General features: G+C 37.6%; 16 protein-coding genes and 1 other annotated feature. Of the genes, 9 read left to right on the forward strand and 7 right to left on the reverse strand.

What is annotated here, in order from left to right:
* Positions 1–90 precede the first annotated feature (90 nt).
* Positions 91–1,284 (forward strand): dicarboxylate/amino acid:cation symporter, encoded by a 1,194-nt coding sequence (locus JOC86_RS22470; RefSeq protein ID WP_205175393.1) that lies wholly within the window; start codon positions 91–93, stop codon positions 1,282–1,284.
* An 83-nt stretch (positions 1,285–1,367) separates the two neighbouring features.
* Here JOC86_RS22470 and JOC86_RS22475 read toward each other — a convergent pair whose 3' ends face one another.
* From JOC86_RS22475 to JOC86_RS22495, 5 genes are all read right to left on the reverse strand, one after another.
* Positions 1,368–1,784: a universal stress protein gene (locus tag JOC86_RS22475; RefSeq protein ID WP_239587801.1), complete on the reverse strand. Its 417-nt coding sequence runs from the start codon at positions 1,782–1,784 to the stop codon at positions 1,368–1,370.
* Positions 1,785–2,065: 281 nt separating this feature from the next.
* Positions 2,066–3,082 carry a histidinol phosphate phosphatase domain-containing protein gene (locus JOC86_RS22480; RefSeq protein WP_205175397.1) on the reverse strand — a complete coding sequence of 339 codons (1,017 nt, stop codon included), beginning with the start codon at positions 3,080–3,082 and terminating at the stop codon, positions 2,066–2,068.
* 2 nt (positions 3,083–3,084) lie between these two features.
* A complete protein-coding gene (locus JOC86_RS22485) occupies positions 3,085–3,849 on the reverse strand; it encodes a DeoR/GlpR family DNA-binding transcription regulator (protein WP_205175399.1) in 765 nt (254 codons plus the stop codon).
* 250 nt (positions 3,850–4,099) lie between these two features.
* Positions 4,100–6,361 (reverse strand): metallophosphoesterase, encoded by a 2,262-nt coding sequence (locus JOC86_RS22490; protein ID WP_205175402.1) that lies wholly within the window; start codon positions 6,359–6,361, stop codon positions 4,100–4,102.
* Positions 6,362–6,750: 389 nt separating this feature from the next.
* Positions 6,751–8,217 (reverse strand): SulP family inorganic anion transporter, encoded by a 1,467-nt coding sequence (locus tag JOC86_RS22495; protein WP_205175651.1) that lies wholly within the window; start codon positions 8,215–8,217, stop codon positions 6,751–6,753.
* Positions 8,218–8,524: 307 nt separating this feature from the next.
* Between JOC86_RS22495 and JOC86_RS22500 the strand changes: the two genes are divergently transcribed.
* The 3 genes from JOC86_RS22500 (at position 8,525) to JOC86_RS22510 (ending at position 11,684) form a co-directional block, all read left to right on the forward strand.
* On the forward strand, positions 8,525–9,796 hold the full coding sequence (locus tag JOC86_RS22500) for an MFS transporter (protein ID WP_205175404.1): 1,272 nt from the start codon (positions 8,525–8,527) through the stop codon (positions 9,794–9,796).
* A gap of 190 nt (positions 9,797–9,986) precedes the next feature.
* Positions 9,987–10,550 (forward strand): GNAT family N-acetyltransferase, encoded by a 564-nt coding sequence (locus JOC86_RS22505; protein ID WP_419096143.1) that lies wholly within the window; start codon positions 9,987–9,989, stop codon positions 10,548–10,550.
* A 60-nt stretch (positions 10,551–10,610) separates the two neighbouring features.
* Entirely contained in the window at positions 10,611–11,684 is a 1,074-nt protein-coding gene (locus JOC86_RS22510; RefSeq protein WP_205175408.1) for an NAD(P)/FAD-dependent oxidoreductase, read from the forward strand.
* 92 nt (positions 11,685–11,776) lie between these two features.
* Here the strand turns inward: JOC86_RS22510 and sfsA are convergent, their stop codons facing one another.
* Positions 11,777–12,502 (reverse strand): DNA/RNA nuclease SfsA, encoded by a 726-nt coding sequence (gene sfsA / locus JOC86_RS22515; protein WP_205175410.1) that lies wholly within the window; start codon positions 12,500–12,502, stop codon positions 11,777–11,779.
* A gap of 20 nt (positions 12,503–12,522) precedes the next feature.
* Positions 12,523–13,296: a hypothetical protein gene (locus tag JOC86_RS22520; protein ID WP_205175411.1), complete on the reverse strand. Its 774-nt coding sequence runs from the start codon at positions 13,294–13,296 to the stop codon at positions 12,523–12,525.
* Between the two features lie 152 nt (positions 13,297–13,448).
* Between JOC86_RS22520 and mgtE the strand changes: the two genes are divergently transcribed.
* The 5 genes from mgtE (at position 13,449) to argS (ending at position 21,951) form a co-directional block, all read left to right on the forward strand.
* Positions 13,449–14,810 (forward strand): magnesium transporter, encoded by a 1,362-nt coding sequence (gene mgtE / locus JOC86_RS22525; RefSeq protein ID WP_205175413.1) that lies wholly within the window; start codon positions 13,449–13,451, stop codon positions 14,808–14,810.
* A 110-nt stretch (positions 14,811–14,920) separates the two neighbouring features.
* On the forward strand, positions 14,921–16,213 hold the full coding sequence (locus JOC86_RS22530) for a hemolysin family protein (RefSeq protein ID WP_419096145.1): 1,293 nt from the start codon (positions 14,921–14,923) through the stop codon (positions 16,211–16,213).
* Between the two features lie 675 nt (positions 16,214–16,888).
* The gene (locus JOC86_RS22535) at positions 16,889–18,238 is read left to right on the forward strand and encodes a hemolysin family protein (protein WP_205175415.1); all 1,350 of its coding nucleotides are present in this window, start codon (positions 16,889–16,891) and stop codon (positions 18,236–18,238) included.
* 303 nt (positions 18,239–18,541) lie between these two features.
* Positions 18,542–19,720: an FtsW/RodA/SpoVE family cell cycle protein gene (locus tag JOC86_RS22540; protein WP_205175417.1), complete on the forward strand. Its 1,179-nt coding sequence runs from the start codon at positions 18,542–18,544 to the stop codon at positions 19,718–19,720.
* Positions 19,721–19,814: 94 nt separating this feature from the next.
* Positions 19,815–20,029: a binding site (T-box leader), on the forward strand.
* A 224-nt stretch (positions 20,030–20,253) separates the two neighbouring features.
* The gene (argS, locus tag JOC86_RS22545; protein ID WP_205175419.1) at positions 20,254–21,951 is read left to right on the forward strand and encodes an arginine--tRNA ligase; all 1,698 of its coding nucleotides are present in this window, start codon (positions 20,254–20,256) and stop codon (positions 21,949–21,951) included.
* Positions 21,952–22,052 lie beyond the last annotated feature (101 nt).

Genomic DNA, 22,052 nt, shown 5'->3' on the forward strand with positions numbered 1-22,052 from the left:
CCGCCTTATTAGTATTCTATTAACAAATGAAGAAAACCTCGGTATAATCCACGTAAAGTAAACAGCTGTTTATACAAGGGGGACATCATGATGAAAAAGCTAGGTTTACTACCCAGAATCCTTATAGCCATTGCATTGGGGATTGCAATTGGTACCATTTCACCAACCTGGTTAGTTGAAGTGTTTGCAACATTTAACAGTTTGTTTGGTAATTTCCTTGGATTCGCGATTCCACTCATTATTATTGGATTTATCGCTCCTGGGATAGGAACAATGGGTAAGGGAGCTGGAAAGCTATTAGGACTAACAACGTTTATAGCCTATAGCTCAACCGTTTTAGCTGGATTGCTTGCGTTTTTTGCTGCAAAGGGATTATATCCTACTATTTTAGCAAATCAAACTTCACAAGCTTTTGAAAATCCTGAAGAGGCATTGGCAAAAGCACTATTTACAGTGGACATGCCTCCCGTTATGGGCGTTATGACGGCTTTATTAATATCATTTACACTAGGGTTAGGTATGGCTTCTCTTAAAGGAGATCGACTTCTAAATGTCATGAATGAGTTTAGGGACATTGTTGAAAAGGTCATTGAGAAGATCATCATCCCTTTACTTCCACTTCATATTTTTGGAATATTCGCGAACATGACTTATGGTGGACAAGTTGGAGCCATTATGTCCGTTTTCGCCAAAGTATTTATTATGATTATTGCTCTTCATATTTTATATCTTATGATTCAATATACAATTGCGGGTTCAGCACGAAAACAAAACCCATTTAATATGATTAAAAACATGTTCCCTGCTTATTTCACGGCACTAGGAACACAGTCTTCTGCCTCTACTATACCTGTTACATTGGAACAAACGAAAAAAATGGGGGTACGAGAAAAAATTGCGGACTTTTCTGTTCCATTACTAGCCACGATTCACTTATCAGGAAGTACGATTACAATCGTAAGTTGTGCTATGGCGGTTATGGTGATTCAAGGGGAAACTGCAACATTAGGGACCATACTTCCGTTCATTCTTATGTTAGGTGTAACAATGATCGCCGCTCCAGGCGTTCCTGGTGGAGCAGTTATGGCTGCTTTAGGGCTACTTGAATCGATGCTTGGATTCAACTCAACTATGGTTTCATTAATGATTGCATTATATTTGGCACAAGACAGCTTCGGAACAGCATGTAACGTAACCGGAGACGGAGCCATCACTGCCCTGACAGACAAACTAATGAAAAAAGACAAAAAACCAACCAAACAAACCCAACAACAAGCAAGCTAACGAACCTTTACCACTTTAAAGCACCCAGGGACGGTTCTCGAGTGCGTTAACGTATTAACGCGATCGAGAACCGTCCCCTTTTTTTATTTTACGACTAAGACTGGGCGATCTGCTTTCTGGACGACTTTATGACTGACACTGCCTAATACAAGCTCTTGTATGGCGTTTAGCCCTCTGCTTCCCATTACAATAAGGTCTGCATTAGCTTCCTGAGCTTTCGAGATAATCTCTTCTGCCGGGTCTCCTTTTAGGATTTCGACTACATATTCGATGTCGTTCTCATCTAGTATTATAGAGACTGGACTTAGCTTTTTATCACGTTCTCGTTGTAATTGATTAGGATCAATCCCCAACCAAGCATCGTGTTTTGAAGCCTCATAATCTACAACATGGACAACATTCAAGGTGTAACTCTTTTGACCCTTCAATATCTTCACAGCATGTTCTGCTGCCTTTCGCGAATGCTGTGATCCGTCAGATGCCAACAAGATTTTCTCCATCTTCGCCACCCTTTATCTCCTTTATTATCATTATTCTATCTGAAATCAGCCTATGACGAAACTCATTTGCTCAAACCTTCACAAATATCTATATTAAAAAACGCTAGCCTCTGCAAATAAACCAAATTATGAAGGGAGGTTGCTTTCTCCCTTCAATCATGGCTTGACAATACACAAAATAAAGCTAGGCATAAGGAGACGGACATGGATAGACTTTTTCATCTTTTTACTCGATACTGAAAATCCAAGACACTGATTTTATTATCGATCTTTTATTGACCTTAATTGAGGACGGATATCTGAAGAGGTTTCATGATTCGTTTCCTTTGATTAAAAGTTGCAATCTCGGTCACTCCTGAGTTTAAGAGGTCACGAATACTTTGATCAACATATGCGCCTAAATCTTCAGGAAAGTGAGCATCTGAGGATACAGTGAACGGTACACCATGAGAAGCTAAAATAGACATAAATGTTCTACCTGGACATTTTTCTTTGACTGGGAAACGATAGTAAAGCCCTGAATTTACTTCAGTGGCGACATTATGTTGGATTAAACACTCTGCAATTATATGATAAAAAGGAAGTAAAGACTCAACTTTTGGAATATGATTAAACACCTTTATATTATCAAGATGCGACATATAATCAAATAGCCCGCTTTCAATCCCCTTCTGTACAACACTGAAAAACTTAACGTATAAATCCTCTAGAACATACTCTTGAAAATGAGCTTGTGTTTGTGGATTATCAAATCCCCATCCATCTATAAAATGAATAGAGCCATTTATAAAATCGCATTCTATTGGACCTAATAGCTGATGTAATTCACCCTCTGCTCCCTCAAAATAGTCCGCTTCAATTCCTACTCTTAACGTAACACCATAGTTTTGCCACCGCTTTTTTGCTTTCTCTATTGCTACAAGAAATTCTTCCATGTTCTCAGTCATAACCTGATTTAGCCATTTACTCTGTAATTGACCAATATCTGATCCATCCAGCCTCATGTTTCCTTCAAAATAATTCCTAGTTTCCTTGAAGCGATATAAATGCTCTACTATACCTACTTCTTTTATTCCTTTTTTTAACGCTTCTTGCAGGTAAAGGTCGATCCATTCCTGATCATAAGCCCCTTTAATCAGTCTTTCTGATAGTAGATCCATTGTGTGCGTAAGCCATTCTTTCGTATGATTCAGTCGATGATTAGATTTTTTCGCCGTTTCATAAGACCTTAACGTTCTTTCCAACCATTTCATGGAATAAGGCCCTTCCTCCAAATGTACATGGTAGTCACACAACATATTTATCCCTCAATCCATTGAATATTGTTAAAATTTTGATTCGATAAAAACTCATTTGGAATGGTTCTGTTTGAAATCATGTACTGAAAAGAAGAGATTGAACACATCGAAACATTTGTTTCCACCCCTATTTTAGAAGAGTCAAAAAGAAGAAATGCGTCGTTAGAATTTTGAGTCATAAGCGAAGAAGCAGATGACTCATCATTATGAAAATCATATACTCCATCCTTTGTAATCCCTCCACACGATACAAAAGAAAGATCGAATTGACAATGACTTAGGTTATGAATGGTCCAAGGACCAGACACTGTTTGAAGATGGGAATTGATCGCTCCTCCTAGAAGAATAACCTCCCCATCAAACCTTTTTACATCAGAAAGTTCGGTTAATAAATTTGCTACTGCCAATGAATTGGTAATTACAGTAACATTCCTTGCCTTTATATTTCTTGCGACATGCAATGTGGTCGTACCCATTCCTATCGCAACACAATCACCATCTTTAATATATGATGCCGCTTTTTTCCCCACTCTCTCTTTCTCTAAATAATACGTAGTTATTTTCTTTTCAAATTTTGATTCCATTACAAATTCATTCGCTCTAACGGCTCCACCATGAAATCGTTTTAAACTGCCTTTCATGGCTAAAATTCCAAAATCTTTTCTAATTGTTTCAGGTGTAACGTTTAATTTTTGGGCCATCTCGGTAACCAGCACTTTGTTCCGAATCTCTAACTCTTTTAATATTAATAGATGTCGTTTCTTCATATCCTTGTTTCCTCGCATTTTCTAATTCGTTTCATTAGGTAAGTAAAAGTGACTGCCCCAATCAGCCCGGAAACGCATGGTTTATTAAAAGGATTTCTATAAACCCAAGTGTCAGGAACCACAACTTCAATATGTAGAAGAAATTCTCAGGGACATCTTCTAAATATGGACAATCATAGTGGTTCCGGACCCCTTTTATAGAAATTGTGTTACCTGAACTTATGATGGGGACAGCCTACTTAACAACTAATTAGTTAGGAGCTTTAATAGCTTGATCATCTAGCCTAATATCATCAATCGCCCAATACCAATTATTCTTTGCATCGAACATTCTCCAATGAAGCTGCATTGTAGTAGCTCCTTTAGGTACTTGTATTGCACGAGTTTCATACTTATTAAGGGTATGCTGCCCACTATTATCAGAAGAATTGTCGTTACTATAGAGTAGAACTCGTTTCTCATCTCCCGTATTAAAGGTAGCGGTCACTTCTGCCTTTTGAATTCCTTCTTGCTTATAATGTGAGGCAAACCCAATAAACATTTCTGATTTACCCTCAATGCTAATAGCAGGTGAAGTTAAGGTACTATCGAAAAATCCTTTGGAAGCCGGCGAATTTTTGTCATCCCATTCATCCGGGTCTGCCACAGCGATCACACCTTCTCCAAGAGAAAAGTCTCCACGGTTTTGACCATCCGCACTTGTCCAAAATTCTTTCGTTGTGAAACTCCAGCCTTGCCATTCTGTTGTCCCTATAGGCATATCAGTACTGTTTGTAACAGTCCACCCATTAGGGGCAGTATGGGTATAGCCAAGGATTGAACTTGGAATATTTTCATCTGTTGCTGGTTTTAACAAGGATTGTAAGGGATTGAAATTTTCTCCAAAAGTCATATTTACTAATACTTGAACGGTTTTTGCATCAACCAATGTTTCTTTTTCATATACCTTTACATTTATCGGCGATTCACCATTCAACTCTTCTGAAGGTGTTGCATTAACGGAAAGAGTCGTCTCTTCACCACCAGCTAAAGTGTATGGAATTTCTTCTTTACTCAGCACCCAGCCTTCCGGAGCATCTACTATTACCTTTCCTTCTGTTTCTTTTTTACCGTGATTTTTTAATGCTATATTCAGCATTGTGGAATCGCCGTTCTGTAAAAAGGAAGGAGTTGCTTGTGCAGAAACCATCTCTAAAGCCTTCGTCGTTCCTTTCCCTATTAATGTTCGTTTACTCGAATTTCCAAACGAATCTTTCGCTATGACCTCAACCTCATAGGTTTTCCCTGGTTGTAGTCCACTAATAGGAAAACGAAGTGTTTTCGGCATCGGATCATAATAGAACTCTGAAAAGGCTGTTACACTTTTCTCGACCTGTCCCGTTTCTAGATCCTTAGCATTAATTTCATAAGAATGGACTAGTAAATTATCCTTTGCTTGAGGAAACTCTACCGTTAGACTGTTTAATGTGGTTTGGTTTTCTACTATGGTTGCTCTATCCTTTTTTCGGAAAGTTGGATTCTTGTCATCACGGTCTTCAGTATACTTAAACTTTTTTGATTTTGCAGGATGCTTTATCACCCATGGTTCGCCTGCCCAGTCATCTTTATGAAAATCTCTTCTTTTAACAACTACTTTATTTTTATACACTTCAACAACTAGCCCTTGGCTAATGTTGCCGTTTTTAGGAGGATGGGCACCTTGAAGTTTTCCTGGCTCCAATTCTAAATAGCTAACAGAAGATGTACCTATGGATGTAAAATCTTTTTGATGAATGGTTCTAGGATCCTCCAATGGGTAATGGGAATGTCCAGAGAACGTAATGACTTGAGGATAATTCTTTAATGTATCATATAATAACTCTTTGTTTTCCTCTGTCCCCCATAGATGACTTCCATAAACTGTATCTTTTATATGCTGATGAAGAAAAACAAAGATCGGTTCACCAGGATTATCCTTTTCCGCCGCTTTTAATTGTTCACCTAACCATTTAATTTGATCTACTGAATACAACCCATGTGTTGTTCCACTCTCTGGACTGAGGGAAATAAAATGGTAGCCACCAACCTCTTTGTGATAATAGATGGATTCCATTCCCGTTTCTTCAAGAAAACGGTCTTGGGCAGCACTCACCGAAAGGCCATTCCAATAATCATGGTTCCCCATGGTAAACATAGATTCAGCTTCATCTTTTTTCGATTCATCATAAATTGAGAAAAACCGCTCATACTCAGATTTATACCCGTAATCAGTTAAATCCCCTACAACGACAAATGCATCTTGTTCTGGAGCCACTTTGTTCAATTGATCCATAGCGGATTGAAATTTTTTCACATCTGCATCTGAACTATTATCAATATGAACGTCACTAATAACAGGAAAAACTAACTCTGGCTTTCTATTATGTTTTTCAATATTTGATTCTTCTGAGAAAGCCTGAACATTTGTAAAGCTAGTTGTAAAACCAATGCTTAATGCAACCAATATTGCTCCCATTCTTGTCCTTTTTTTCAACACGTTTTCCTCCTTGAAAGTGAAATTAATTGGTATTACTTGTTTTTATGTGGCTTATACTCTTTATAATAATGGATCCATATTAATTTCCCTTTAATGTTTAGTTAACTTAGTGTTAACAAATCAAAGAATAGGAGCAGTATTTTTTATTTGGAATGACCCTTCATAGGAAATGCGCAAACACCTTCTCCTTTTCAAGTAAATAAGGTAAATCAAGTAGTGTAAATATTTGGGGCTAGTTTGACTTCAAGGGTTTAGTGCTGGAGCTGGGTTAAGACAAAAATTTCAACGTTATCAATACATAGTACTTTCAGGAATTCTTATAAAACAAAAAGCCCGCCCCTTTACCGCGTTAACGCGACCAGGGACGGACCTTATATTTATACAAATTAATGGCCTGAAAGTTTTGCACCTTCTTTATTATGAACGGCAAGTTTGTCAATGAGGAGTGTACTTTCTTCGTTTACTCCTTTTAGATTGACAACCGCCCCATTTGCACGAAGTTTTAGCACGATACGGTCAATAGCATTAACTCCTGAATCATCCCAAACATGCGCTTTTGATAAATCAATTTCAATAAATCGAACATCTTCATTATAATCAAATGCTTCCATGAATTCTGTTACAGAAGCAAAGAATAATTGTCCTGTAACATAATACACGCGTTTTTCCGCCGTTTGATCCAGGGTGGACGTTACGTGCACCTTTGAAATTTTTGCAGCGAAGAATAATGCACTCAAAATAATTCCAGCAAACACACCTTTTGAAAGATCATGTGTTACAACAACTGTTACTACCGTTACAAGCATAACAAGGGAATCGGAAACAGGGGCATGCTTCAATGCTTTTAAAGAGCCCCAATCGAACGTACCAATGGAAACCATGATCATAACTCCAACTAAAGCTGCCATTGGAATTTGAACAACCAAGTCCCCTAAAACGAGAATTAGGAACATAAGAAATAGCCCTGCTACCAACGTGGAAAGACGCCCTCTTCCCCCAGACTTAACATTTATGACCGATTGTCCAATCATGGCACATCCAGCCATCCCGCCGAATAAACCTGAAACGATATTCGCAATACCTTGTCCTCGTGACTCTTTATTCTTATCGCTTGCTGTATCTGTCATATCATCAACAATCGAAGAAGTTAAAAGCGACTCAAGTAATCCGACTATCGATAATGCTAATGCATAAGGAAAAATAATCGATAACGTTTCAAAATTTAATGGTACATCAGGAATAAAGAAACTCGGTAAAGAACTAGATAGTTCTCCCATATCTCCTACCGTCTTTACACCAGCATTCGTAGTGATCGCCACGATGGAAATAATAATGATTGCCACAAGTGGTGATGGAACTGCTTTTGTTATTCTAGGAAATAAATAAATAATGGCTAAAGCTCCTGCAACAAGAGCGTACATCACCCATGTCGCACCTACAAATTGTTCTAATTGCGCCATAAAAATCAAAATCGCTAATGCGTTTACGAATCCAACCATAACAGACCTGGGAATAAACTTCATGAACCTAGCTAGTTTAAATACTCCAAAAAGGATTTGTAAAACTCCTGTAAGAATCGTTACGGCAAATAAATATTGAAGACCGTGTTCTGCTACTAAAGTCACCATGAGTAATGCCATTGCTCCAGTGGCAGCAGAAATCATTGCCGGGCGTCCACCGACAAAAGCAATAACAACCGCAATACAAAAAGAAGCATAAAGACCCACCATTGGATCTACACCTGCGATAATTGAGAAGGCAATTGCCTCAGGAATAAGTGCTAGCGCTACGACGATTCCCGCTAGAATATCCCCTCTTACATTGCCAAACCATTCATTTTTAATGTTTTGAATCAATCATTGCACCTCTTTCATTCATTTTTTTATTTCTTTTCCCGCAGAAAAGATACCGTCCAAAACATGAGTTATCATACCTATTTTTCGAAAATCACACAACCATCATTGTAAGCGCTATTTTCATATAATATCTCTTTAAAACTATTAAATACTCTCATAATCTACTTATGTTAACAAAATGTACATTTTTTAAAGTTTAAGTATTCGGAAAACAAAAAACACATTGCGAAACTTTCGACTCACGAATTTTTATTTATATAATTTCAAAACAGAATTTGGTAGCATTGTAACTGGAGGGATAGTAATGAACCTTAATGCGAATGCACCCATTATGACAAAATTTTATTATGGATGGATGGTTGTGGCGATCGCTGCCCTGAGTGTTTTTTTCTCTGGACCTGGGCAGACCTATTCCGTTTCTGTTTTTATCGATTCCTACATAAATGAATTCGGTTGGAGTCGCTCAGAGGTTTCAACCATTTACTCCGCTGCAACATTACTGTCTGGTCTTTGTATGTTCTTTGTAGGCAGGTTTATTGATCGTTTTGGTCAGCGAAGAATGATGGTAATTGTGTCTATAGGATTAGTGTTAGCATGTTTGTGGAACAGCTTTGTTATGAATATGATTATGCTCTTTGTAGGTTTTTTTCTCATAAGATTGCTTGGTCAAGGTTCAATGACCCTTATTCCAAACACTCTTGTTCCCCAGTGGTTTATTACGAATCGCGGAAAAGCGTTGAGTTATATGGCTATTGGAGGATTTGCAAGTTCTGCTCTATTCCCCCCTTTAAATACATGGCTAGTTACTCAATATGGCTGGAGCTTTTCTTGGAAGTTCTGGGGCATAATTATCCTGCTTGTTTTTACACCTCTTGCTCTCATCTTTGTTAGAAATAAACCAGAAGATGTTGGATTATTGCCTGACGGAAGAGAGGTAAGACACTCGCAGGATGGAGAAGTTCAAGAGGAAGTAGAGGGTTTAGAAGTTAACTGGACATACCAAGAAGCTATACGGACAAAATCCTTCTGGCTCATCTTGTTTTGTGTCAGTATCCCAGCACTAATCAATACAGGACTCACCTTTCATTTAATCTCTATTTTCAAATGGAATGGTCTGTCTGCTGGATCAGCTGCAATGGTACTAAGTCTCATGGCCTTGATTGGATTTCCCGTAACTCTGATTGCAGGAAGAATTCTTGATCGTGTAAAAGTAAACTATATCCTCGCAGCTATTTTTCTTGGAGAAATCATTTATACCCTTTTTCTTTTTATAACCAAATCTCCTTGGATGGCGATTATATTCGGAGTCTTGTGGGGAATTAGTGGTGGTTTTGAACGGATTGCTCTTAATTATGTATGGCCTAGTTATTTTGGAAGAACGGCTCTCGGAAGCATTAAAGGAACGGCAGCCACAGTAATGGTTCTTGGCTCTGCATTCGGTCCTTTACCTTTCGGATTTGCTTACGACCAGTTTGGTGGATATACAGAAATCTTATTACTTAGCTTATTTTTCCCAGCGTTAGGAATACTTTGTTCGATTCTTGCAGTGAAGCCTGAAAAAGAAGTTGTAAGTTAGCCCAAGGGATTGCTCGTCAACGAGTAGTCTCTTTTTATATTGCTTATTCTTTCACTTTTTGTCTATAAACCTGCACCTCTACCCTGACACCTCATAATGATCAAACGTCCTTAACAATCACTTCTCTCTTACTTATGGCCCTGCTTTATGTTTTAATAGAATTAGAAAATTCAAATAACAAAGGGGCTTTATGATGAAAATAGCAGGAAATAAGGTGACATTAAAACCAATAGATGTACAAGATATTCCAGTCCTTTGGGAACTGACATATGGAGAAGATCATCCACAATGGAAAAAATGGGATGCCCCCTATTTTCCTTTTAAAATAATTGACTTTGACACGTTCTTTTCACAAACAAAAGAAAAAATAGAAAAGGGGGAAGATACTCGACGTTTAGGGATTTTTGTAGGAAACGAGCTGATCGGAACGGTTACCTATTATTGGGAGTTCAAGGCAACGAAATGGTTAGAAGCGGGGATCGGCATTTATAACCCTTCTTATTGGAATGGCGGTTATGGAACGGAGGCTCTTTCTCTTTGGGTTGACCATCTGTTTAAAACCCTAGATATCCCAAGAGTGGGTATTACAACATGGTCTGGGAATATTAGAATGATGAAAGCTGCTGAAAAGGTTGGCATGCAATTAGAAGGTCGGATGCGAAAATGCCGATACTATAACGGAGAGTATTATGATTCCATCAGAATGGGCGTATTAAGAGAAGAATGGGAAGCTTTATCCGCGGCTTGGGCTTAGCTTTTTTCTTATAGCTTGATTTGTGATACGCTGATGAAAAATGGACAGAAGAGGTTTTGTATGAAAACAGTTGTTCTTGTTGGGGGCGGTCACTCCCATCTTTATTGTTTAAAGCAATTGCAAAAAGAAAGACACTCCGACATGAATTGGGTGTTAGTCTCCAATTCAAAGTACCAATACTATTCTGATATGTTCGCTGGATATACAGAAGGAATTTATTCTGATGAGGATTGTAGAGTTAATCTTGAACAGCTTTGTGAGAGGTCGAAAGTTTCTTTTGTGCAAGGAACTGTTCTTTCGATTGATCCGCATCAGCAGGTCATTCTGACGGATCAGGGGCATATTCAAAGATATGATATTATCTCATTTAATATCGGGTCAAAAAACACCACAGATTTCGTTGATGGATTAGATCAAAATAACGAAAGAACTAGACTGAGTCACTTGGTTCCCGAGAAAATCGATGTAATACGAGAAGGGGAAAATCCAGTCATAATCGGGAATGGATTTAAGGGATTAGAATTTGGGCTTTCCCTACTAGCTTGGAAAAAGAACCAGCAAAAAGAGAAGCCAAATGTGACTATTATTCACTCAGCTCCATTAGAGGCTCGCTCTATTGGTTTTGAAAAAATGTCTATGTTGGTACAGGAAAAATCAGGTTCATTGATCGCATCTAAGCCTAAGAGTATTGATGATGCGTTTATCTATACAGAAGATGGTCGGAGGATCCCGTTTAGTCATCTTATCGATATAGGTGAACCAAGTGCTCCAAAAATATTTCAAAGTAGTCCCTTAAAAGTCGATGACAAAGGGTTTCTACTTACACACCCAACCCTTCAAAGCGTCTCAAAAGAAAATGTTTTTGGTGTGGGGAGTTGCACCTCTATTAAGAAAGGTTCTGAAACGTCTAAAGGACATGGAATAAAACAAGGACCATTTCTATGGGAAAATATTCATCATCTTATCGGAGGCAAATCTCTTACTCCATATAAGCCAAGAACTTATCGCTTTTCGATTATGTCTACAGGCGGTAAAAAAGGACTCCTTACATACGGTAGATATTCTTCTTACGGAAAATGGCAATGGAAGCTTAAAAACCTCCTTAATCGTAGGTACATAGCAAAATACAAGTAAAAAGGGACGATTCTCTAACGCTTTAAAGCAATCGAGAACCGTCCCGCAGTGCTTTACCGCATTAAACCATTCGAGGACCGTCCCGCAGTGCTTTAGTGTGTTAACGGGTAGACCGGTATTGCTTTTCTTAGGGTTATTCCGTTGGGGTTGATTTTACAGGAGCGTCCGTAAAATGACACGCCTTCATGAGCAGCGTCCTTCATAGCCTTTGAAAATTGCGGGTCAATATGTGAGGCAGGGAGGATCTTCCTTGCATCGTTTCTTTGGACGATGAATAGGACACTTGTCTCGTAAACATTTTCCTTTTGAAGGTTCTGTAGTTCTGACAAATGGCGAGTTCCTCTTGCCGTCACCGCATCAGGAAATAAGGCTACCCCATCTTCGACCATTGTTACACTTTTCACTTCAACCAGCATCTTGCGAGTTCCGTTTTTCTCTCGTAACAAAAAGTCAAACCTCGATGCCCCCACTTTGAACTCTGCCCGTTCATATACCCATTGATCAAACTCACTTAATGCATTCATTTGAAATGCCTTCATAACCAACTGGTTAGGGTACAATGTATTCAATGAGACATACCCTTCTTCTCCGGGCACCCGACACATAACAGCTGTCCACTTTGTTTTTCTATTTGGATTAGTTGCTTTCTCTAACCATATCTCCACATTTGGCAGTAGAATTTCTTTCAATCGACCAGGGTCAGCCAAATGAACCTCTACGATTTCGCCAGAGGATAGCTCACACTCAAGAATGAATCGATTTACTCGTCTGAGGAAGATTGCCTGTATAAGATTCTGTTTAAATAATAGTTCCGTCATTCACCTATTCCCTTTCCCACCTACTTTACTAAAGCACTCCATTCATTTGTTTTCCGATCAAATACCAGAAATCCATCTGCTGGAGTTTTCATCACTGCCTCATAATCTTCATACATGGCATCCATATTTAAGTAGTCGCCCATTACCCAAATTGGAATTTCAAGCTTTCCTCTACTTTGTATACTTTTTTCGATCGAGATAACCATTCCTTCTTTCATTTTATCCTTGAAAGAGTATAGTACTTCTTTGGAAATGAAAGGATAGTTTTTCCCTTTCTTTAAGCCAAAAAAGAGCTTTTGCCCTTTTAAATGACTTAGTTTATAGGATACCGTGGACCCGAGCATAGAATAAAAATCATTAAGATTACGATAATAGGTCTTATTGAACCATCCATCGTCATGTGCTAAATAAGCGAACTGATTGTTTAGTTTAGAATAAAAAGGAGGTTGGAGATGTTGTTTGGTATGGCCTAAATAAAGAAGTTCGGCAATTTCTTGACCTTCAAGTTCATCAACCCCTGCTTCTTCTTCGAAATCAATCCAACAAAAATCCCCGTATCCATAAATATCATCATGTGCAAGCTTCTGAATCTTTTCCGATTCGACAAATTCTAATAATGTATGCATATTAAAAGACCCATGGTCATACTGGTGATTCAGTAATAACAAATTATTTAGCTTAAATGGTAAGTTTTTTGCGAACTCAAAGAACTCAATCCCATATGACAAGACATACTTCTTGTCAGCATTCTCATGAATATAGATAATATTTCGGATTTCTCCATTCTGCTTCATTCCCCTACCTCCAACCGTAACAAATAACAAAAGGATATATAGAGTCATTTTATCAAAAGTAGGCAAAATAAGTAAAAAAATTAAGTATTTTTTAAAATTTATTATCGGCTATAATAGGAATATTTAAGAAAGAAAAATAGGGAGGACTGCAGATGATCACTTCTTTAACAGAAGAACAAATTTCAACTCTCATCCAAAAAAATTTAAAAGAAGGAAATAAGACGGAGCTTCAAACAATCTTAGGTCAATTGCACCCCTATGATATGGCCATTATTTATACAAATCTACCTGAAGATTACAAACTAAAATACTTACTTCAATTAAGTATCCCGATATTGGCTGATATGATTCAGGAACTCTCACAAGATGATCAAATCAGCGCTCTCCAAAAATTGGGGAAGGAAAAGTCCGGGAAAGTACTCGATGATATGGATAATGATGATATTGCCTCATTATTAGACCAAATGTCACCTGAGAAAATAAAGCAATTTTTGTCAGGAATGAAAAAAGAGGAATCTTCTATTGTTCAAGATATGATGACCTACCCTTCGGAGACTGCTGGTCGATTAATGACCAATCGTTTTGTTTGGATCCGACATTATTATAATGTTCGTGAAGCTGTAGACAAGTTAAAGTCATTCGCAGAGTTCGCCGAAACGATTAACTATTTATATGTAATTGATGAAAATCGAAAACTTGTGGGGGTTGTCTCTTATCGCGACTTACTTTTAGCCGATATGAACGATACGATAAAGAACATTATGTTTGAACGAGTCATTTCTGTACCACTTCTAACGGACCAAGAAGAAGTCGCACGTATGATTGAACGTTATGATTTTCTAGCCATTCCTGTAGTCAATGATGATGGAATTTTAAAAGGAATCATTACAGTGGATGACATAATTGATGTCGTTATTCAAGAAGCGAATGAGGATATTGAGAAGCTATCGGCTTCTGGTAAAAGTATTGATTTTGAAACGAAGCCCCTTATCGCAGCCTATCGTCGACTCCCTTGGCTTGTATTATTACTATTTATCGGACTTGTTTCAGGAAGTATTATTTCTTCCTTTGAAGATACCTTATCTAAAGTGGTAGCCCTCGCATTCTTTATGCCCATGATTGCAGGTATGACTGGGAATACAGGAACACAGTCACTGGCAGTTGTCGTAAGAGGCTTGGCTTCAAAAGACATCGATATGAAAACCGTGATTCGTTTAATCAGTCGTGAATTCGCAGTTGCAATCATCATTGGGATTACCTGTGCTCTCTTAATCAGTATGATTGCTTATGTGTGGCAAGGCAGTACCGTCCTTGGTTTTGTTGTAGGTGCCTCCCTTTTTATCACATTAATTATTGGAACGATGGCTGGAACGATTATTCCGTTAATTCTTTATAAACTAAATATCGATCCTGCAGTGGCATCAGGACCATTGATTACAACGATTAATGACATCCTTTCATTACTGACCTATTTCGGTATTGCCTCCTATTTCATTCATCATCTTATGCAATAACGATTACTTCATGAAGATTAGGGAAACATAACAAAAAGATTTCTATGGACGGGAGGTGACTAAGGGCTTTTTGTTCATTCTTGTGAATGAATCACTTATGCCTAATGCCATTGATTACATTGAAATTATTCCTTGTCGTTCTTTTAATTGCCTTAACTGCTTTTTTTGTTGCCTCTGAATTTGCGATTGTTAAAATAAGAGGATCAAGGATTGACCAATTAGTATCAGAAGGAAATCAAAAAGCCTTAGCAGCTCAAAAAGTCATTAGTAACCTTGATGGATATCTATCTGCCTGTCAGTTGGGCATCACCATTACAGCTTTAGGACTTGGATGGTTAGGGGAACCTACTATTGTTGTTCTATTGAATCCTATTTTTGATACCTTAGATATTCCTACCTCTGCATCTCATATTATTGCTTTTATCATTGCCTTTACTGTGATTACATTCTTACATGTAGTCATCGGGGAACTTGCGCCGAAAACATTTGCAATCCAAAAAGCAGAGGCTATTTCCTTACTTACAGCAAAACCTTTAATCTGGTTTTATCGAATTATGTACCCTGCCATCTGGGCGCTTAACGGGTCGGCACGTGCAATAACCAGCTTGTTCGGGATCAAAAGTGTGTCAGAGCATGAAGTGGCACACTCCGAGGAAGAATTACGAATTATCCTCTCAGAAAGCTATGAGAGCGGGGAAATTAATCAGTCAGAGTTTAAATATGTTAATAAGATTTTTGAATTCGATAATCGGGTTGCTAAGGAAATCATGGTTCCTCGGATGGAAATAGTTAGTCTCGAAAAAGATACTTCTCTAAAGGTCATTTTAGATGCAGTAAAAACGGAAGGCTACACACGTTACCCAGTAACAAACGGAAACAAAGATTCCATCGAGGGTGTCATTAACATTAAAGAAATTTTGACAGATTGTTTAAGGAATCATTGTCCAGAGGAGGAACCACTAAACCATTATATTAAGCCCATTATTCGTGTAATCGAGACCATTCCCATCCATGATTTACTACTGAAAATGCAGAAGGAACGAATGCACATGGCTGTACTGATCGATGAATATGGCGGGACAGCAGGAATTGTAACAGTAGAAGACATTTTAGAGGAAATCGTCGGTGAAATCCGGGACGAATTTGACATTGATGAGCTCCCGCTCGTTCAAAAGTTAGCAGAAGATCATTTTGTCATTGATGCAAAATTACTTATTGGACAAACAAACGACCTTCTCGGAACCAACCTTTCTGATGAAGATGTTGATACAATTGGCGGCTGGATGCTCACACAAAAATACGACCTAACCCAAGGTGATACAATCGCTTCAGAAGGCTTCGCATTTACGGCCAAAGAAATGGAAGGTCACCATATTATGTATGTTGAAGTTAAGAAGGAATGACATCATTTGGGACTGGGAATCCCTGAACCACTGCATAAGACCCTCATATGGATACTAATGGGTTCACATGATAGGTGAAAAACAGTAAAACACAAGTTAAATTGCAGATTTATTCGCTAGTTTTTCATTAATCCATTCATAGAAATACCTTACGGAAAGATATGAAAGACATTTTCCTGTTCTACTAGGAGATTTGTGGCTGTCTAATAAGTCAATTTTCAACTATTGGATCAGTTTCCTTGTCCTGATTTGAAAATGCACAACTTTTTAGATTTTTATGCACTAAAATTTTGAGCAAATGTACGAGATCCCAAAATTTATGCACATGTTAATCTGTAGAAATACTATTAGAACTTCAACCATAGCCCATCCGATTCATGGATGGGCTATTCTATTAAAAAATTCTTGTTTCACATCTAATGCGATACAAGTTATTAAGCATAGAGAATGGCTTGATTAGGTAATGATTCTATTTATGAAAAATCAACCAATAGTCCACATATTTTACAGTAGAAACGAATAAAATATGATAAATTTAATTAAGTTTGATGGTTTGACTGACAGGTTACATTTTCCTTATAATTATCTAAACTATATTAATAGTTTTAAGATAAAAATATTTTTCAAACCCACAGGAGGTGACTCCTTACTCGCATTGCGGGTCAAGGAAACTTATTGGACATATTTAGTTTGGTGCTTGTCGCTTTATTAATTGCTTTAACAGCATTCTTTGTTGCTTCTGAATTTGCTATTGTGAAAATTCGTAGTTCTCGAATCGATCAATTACTTGAGGAAGGAAATCGGAATGCTATTTCAGCGAAGAAAGTGATTACCAACTTGGATGAGTACCTTTCAGCCTGTCAACTCGGGATTACTCTTACAGCCCTTGGTTTAGGGTGGTTAGGGGAGCCTGCTATCGCTGATCTATTACATCCTTTATTCGATGAATTAGGGATATCTGCTTCATTATCCCACGCAATCTCCATTGGTATTGCCTTTACGGTTATTACCTTTTTACATGTCGTCATCGGTGAGCTAGCTCCGAAAACACTAGCGATTCAAAAAGCAGAGGCGATCACCCTCTTATTCTCTAAGCCACTTATTTTGTTTTATAAAATCATGTTCCCTTTTATATGGACATTAAATGGCTCGGCCCGGATCATTACAAGATTTTTCGGACTCAAAGCCGTATCCGAACATGAATTAGCTCACTCTGAAGAAGAATTACGAATTATTTTATCAGAAAGCTATAAAAGTGGTGAGATTAACCAATCTGAATTTAAATATGTAAATAAAATTTTCGAGTTTGACAATCGAATCGCAAAAGAAATTATGGTTCCAAGAACTGAAATTATCTCTTTTTCAAAAGATGACAACCTCGAAGAATTTCTTAATATAGCTAAAGTCGAGAAATATACACGTTATCCTGTTATTGATGGTGATAAAGATCATATCATCGGATTAATTAATGTCAAAGAAATCTTTACGGACCTTATTCAAAAAGAGATCCCTGAGAAAACCATTGAAGGATATGTTCGCCCTATTATCAGAGTAATAGATACAATCCCGATACACGAATTACTCTTAAAAATGCAGAGAGAACGAATTCATATGTCGATTCTGATGGATGAATATGGCGGTACATCAGGACTCGTGACCGTAGAAGATATTATCGAAGAAATCGTCGGGGAAATCCGGGATGAATTCGATATGGATGAAGTTCCGTTAGTGCGAAAGGTAAAAGAGGACCATTTTATCATTGACGGAAAAGTTCTTGTTTCTGAAGTTAATGACCTACTTGGCATTAATATAAATGATGAAGATATTGATACAATTGGTGGTTGGGTTTTAACCGAAAACTATGAAGCCAAACAAGGGGATACCCTCTCCTATGGTTCATTCGAGTTTAAGGTAAAAATTATGGAAGATCACCAAATCAAATATATTGAAGTAAGAAAACGGAAACAACTTATTGAAAACCATGCTAACCCCCCGCAAATTACGAAGCCAGAAGCGGCTTCCTAAATATTGTTAATAAAGGAAAGGCTAACGAAATGGGATATTACTGTCCATTTTGTTAGCCTTTTTGCTATAATCAATGGGTGTATAGGTTCATTGTGGAAAAAAATGAATTTTGTTAGCATAGTAATGATTGGGATTTATGAGTAAGATCTTTTTTAACTATGAAGATTGGTCATCATAAAATATCTTCGATTCTGACCTCTCCCTTCTGACATAAGCTACACAGGAAATTGATTATCGGCTAATAGCAATAAAGTTTGCGAAAACAACTTTTTAATATATAAAGAGAAAACTAGGTGAAATATTATGGAGACCCGTCAAAAATTTGCAGATAAATTTGACTGGGGTTTGGCTTTCTTATTGTTTTTATTTTTTATCGTAAGTTCTATCGCAATAAGCAGCGCCCAAACCTCTGGACAATATGGGGAAATCAACTTTGTCTTTAAACAAGCCTTTTGGTATGTTGTTGGTTTTTGTATTATTGGATTTGCCTTATTATTTGATCCTGAACAATATAAGCGTTTAGCTTGGTATGCCTATGGTTTTGGTATGCTGCTATTAATTTTACTTTTCTTAGCACCTGAGAGTATTGCCCCTGAAAAGAACGGGGCAAAAAGCTGGTTTGAATTAGGACCACTAGGTGCTCTCCAGCCTTCAGAGTTTATGAAAACTTTCCTGATTCTCACATTAGGAAGAGTGATCTCTATTCATCATGAAGTAACCGTCAGAAAGACATTACAAACAGATTTTCAGCTTTTACTTAAGATCGGGGGAATTACCTTCCTTCCGCTTGCATTTATCATGCTTCAACCTGATTTAGGAACAGGACTTGTTATCATTGCGATCATGACAGGGATGATTCTTGTATCAGGGATTACTTGGAAGATTATCGTTCCTATCTATAGCGGTATTGCCCTATTAGGCGGAACCATTTTATCATTAGTTATTTGGGCTCCAGAATTTTTAGAGAAATACTTAGGTGTGAAGCAGTATCAATTTGGACGGATTTACTCTTGGCTTGATCCATATAACTACAAAGAGTTAGAAGGTTATCACTTAGTTAACTCATTAAAAGCGATTGGATCAGGACAAATTTTCGGTAAAGGGTTTCAAGACAGAGAAGTGTATATACCAGAGAATCATACCGATTTTGTATTTAGTGTAATTGGAGAAGAATACGGTTTTATTGGGGCAAGTGTTGTCATCAGCCTATTTTTTCTGCTTATTTACCACTTAACCAAGACCTCTCTTGATACGAAAGAACCATTTAATGCGTATGTATGTGCTGGGGTCATCAGCATGATAACATTCCACGTCTTTCAAAATATTGGGATGACCATACAGGTACTGCCGATTACAGGTATTCCATTGCCATTTATCAGTTACGGAGGAAGTTCCCTGATGGGAAATATGTTAGCTATAGGGCTTGTTTTCAGCATGAGGTTTTATCATAAAAATTATATGTTCTCTTCTGATGAATCATAATAGAAGAAGTGACTGGATGGGTCGCTTCTTTTTTTCCATTAAAACCCCTTGATTTTGTTTGAAAGACGTGTATAATATCTTTTAACTAAATCTTGGTAAATCAATGAGGAAGAGAGTAATTTTGACAGGGAACTAAAGCGAACTAGGAAATGGTGAAAGCCTGGTGTGAACTTCAAAATGAAACGCACTTCTGAGAAACCCTTCTGAAATGATAGTAGGCGGGGTCGGGTCCATCCCGTTATTTGATGAGTTGCCCTTTTAGGGAAACAGAGTGGTACCGCGGGAATATACGATAATCTCGTCTCTATTTAGAGACGGGATTTTTTTATTTTTACAAAAGGCTCTTTTCTAAAAGATTGTGGTTTTATATATCGAAAAACAAACCATCGATAAAGGAGTTGATTAGAGCGGAAATCAATTACTTCTCTATTTTGATAAATAGTAACAAAGTTTACAAAAACAGCCTTAAAAAAGAGGGGAAAATTTTTGAAGTGTTCAAGTCGCTTAAGCTTTTCTAAATTGGAGGGAGAACAATGACAATCGATACATTAAAGACATTTTATTCAGAAGCTCTTCATCAAAAACTAAAAGAATTTCTAACGATTGATGAAGTCTATCAGCTCATTGAAACACCAAAATATTCGAACCACGGGGACTTCGCCTTCCCTTGCTTTCAACTGGCAAAACTTAAAAGACAATCACCGCAACAAATTGCAGAGGAGTTAGCTAGTGAATTAAACGACACAGCCTTTTCAAAGGTTGAAGCGGTAGGTCCATATGTAAATGTATTTCTTAATGGAAAACTACTGGGACCTTCGATAGTCGATAAGGTATTAACATTGAAGAATGACTTTGGATCACATAGTTTTGGTAAAGACAAAACAATTGCTATTGATATGTCTTCACCAAACATCGCTAAACCATTCTCAATGGGACATCTGCGCTCTACAGTTATCGGAAACTCTTTAGCATTATTGGCGAATAAGTGTGGATACAATACGGTTCGAATTAATTATATTGGAGACTGGGGGACTCAGTTCGGAAAGTTGATCGTTGCGTATAAGAAATGGGGAGAGGAATCCAAAGTAAGACAGAATCCCATTGGCGAACTTTTTAAGCTTTACACTAAATTTCACGAAGAATCAGAAAATGACCCTAATCTAGAAGGAGAAGGAAGAAAAGCTTTTAAGCTTCTCGAAGACGGGGATCCCGAGATTACAAGGTTGTGGAAATGGTTTCGGGAAGAATCCCTAATGGCCTTTAAAAAAATCTATAAACTTTTAGGAGTAGAATTTGATTCTTATAACGGTGAGGCTTATTACAACGATAAGATGGAAGAGGTTGTGGAACAGCTTAAGCATGCTCACCTGCTCGAGACATCTAAAGGGGCTGAAGTCGTTAGATTAGATGAACTAAACCTTCCTCCTTGTTTAATTAAAAAGTCTGATGGTGCCACACTTTACGCAACACGTGATTTAGCATCTGCGCTTGATAGACAAAATCGATACAAATTTGATCAAGCTCTTTATGTAGTGGGACAAGAACAAGGAATTCATTTTAAGCAAGTTTTTTCTGTATTGGGTAAGTTAGGATATCAATGGTCCGATGAAATGAAGCATATTCCTTTTGGATTATATTTAAAAGCTGGGAAGAAAATGTCTACAAGAAAAGGAAGAGTTATTCTATTAGAGGATGTCTTAAATGAAGCAATCAAGATTGCCCAAGATAATATTAAATTAAAGAACCCTGACCTTAGCTTTGCAAGCGAAGTAGCAAAAGCGGTTGGAGCTGGTGCTGTAATATTTCACGATTTAAAAAATGACCGACAGAATGACATTGAATTTTCCCTGGAAGATATGCTCACATTTGAAGGCGAAACCGGACCTTATATTCAATATACACATGCAAGAGCTCAGTCCTTACTTAGAAAAGCTTCAGATGTGCAAATCAAAGATTTTCATGGCCTTGACGATCATGAAAGCTGGGAAATCATTAAGCTTTTACATCAGTTTCCACAAATTACTGAGAAAGCTCACAATGATTCCTCCCCTTCTGTGCTTGCAAAATATTTACTGCAAACCGCAAAAGCTTTTAATAAATATTACGGAAAAACAAAAATTCTAGTTGAAGATGAAGAAAAGATGTCTAGATTAGCACTTGTAGAGTCTGTCACACTTGTGTTGGAGGAAGGTCTGTTCCTATTAGGGATTTCCGCTCCAAAAGAAATGTAATATAAGATAGATCTTTTTGTAATGAGTGTTGTTATTTAACCCGCAGCCTGAATACACTTCGCGCACCTTCTTGCTAGGCTTGGTCACTGTTCCCGCAGCGG

The sequence above is a fragment of the Rossellomorea pakistanensis genome (genome assembly GCF_016908495.1).
Classification (GTDB): domain Bacteria; phylum Bacillota; class Bacilli; order Bacillales; family Bacillaceae_B; genus Rossellomorea; species Rossellomorea pakistanensis.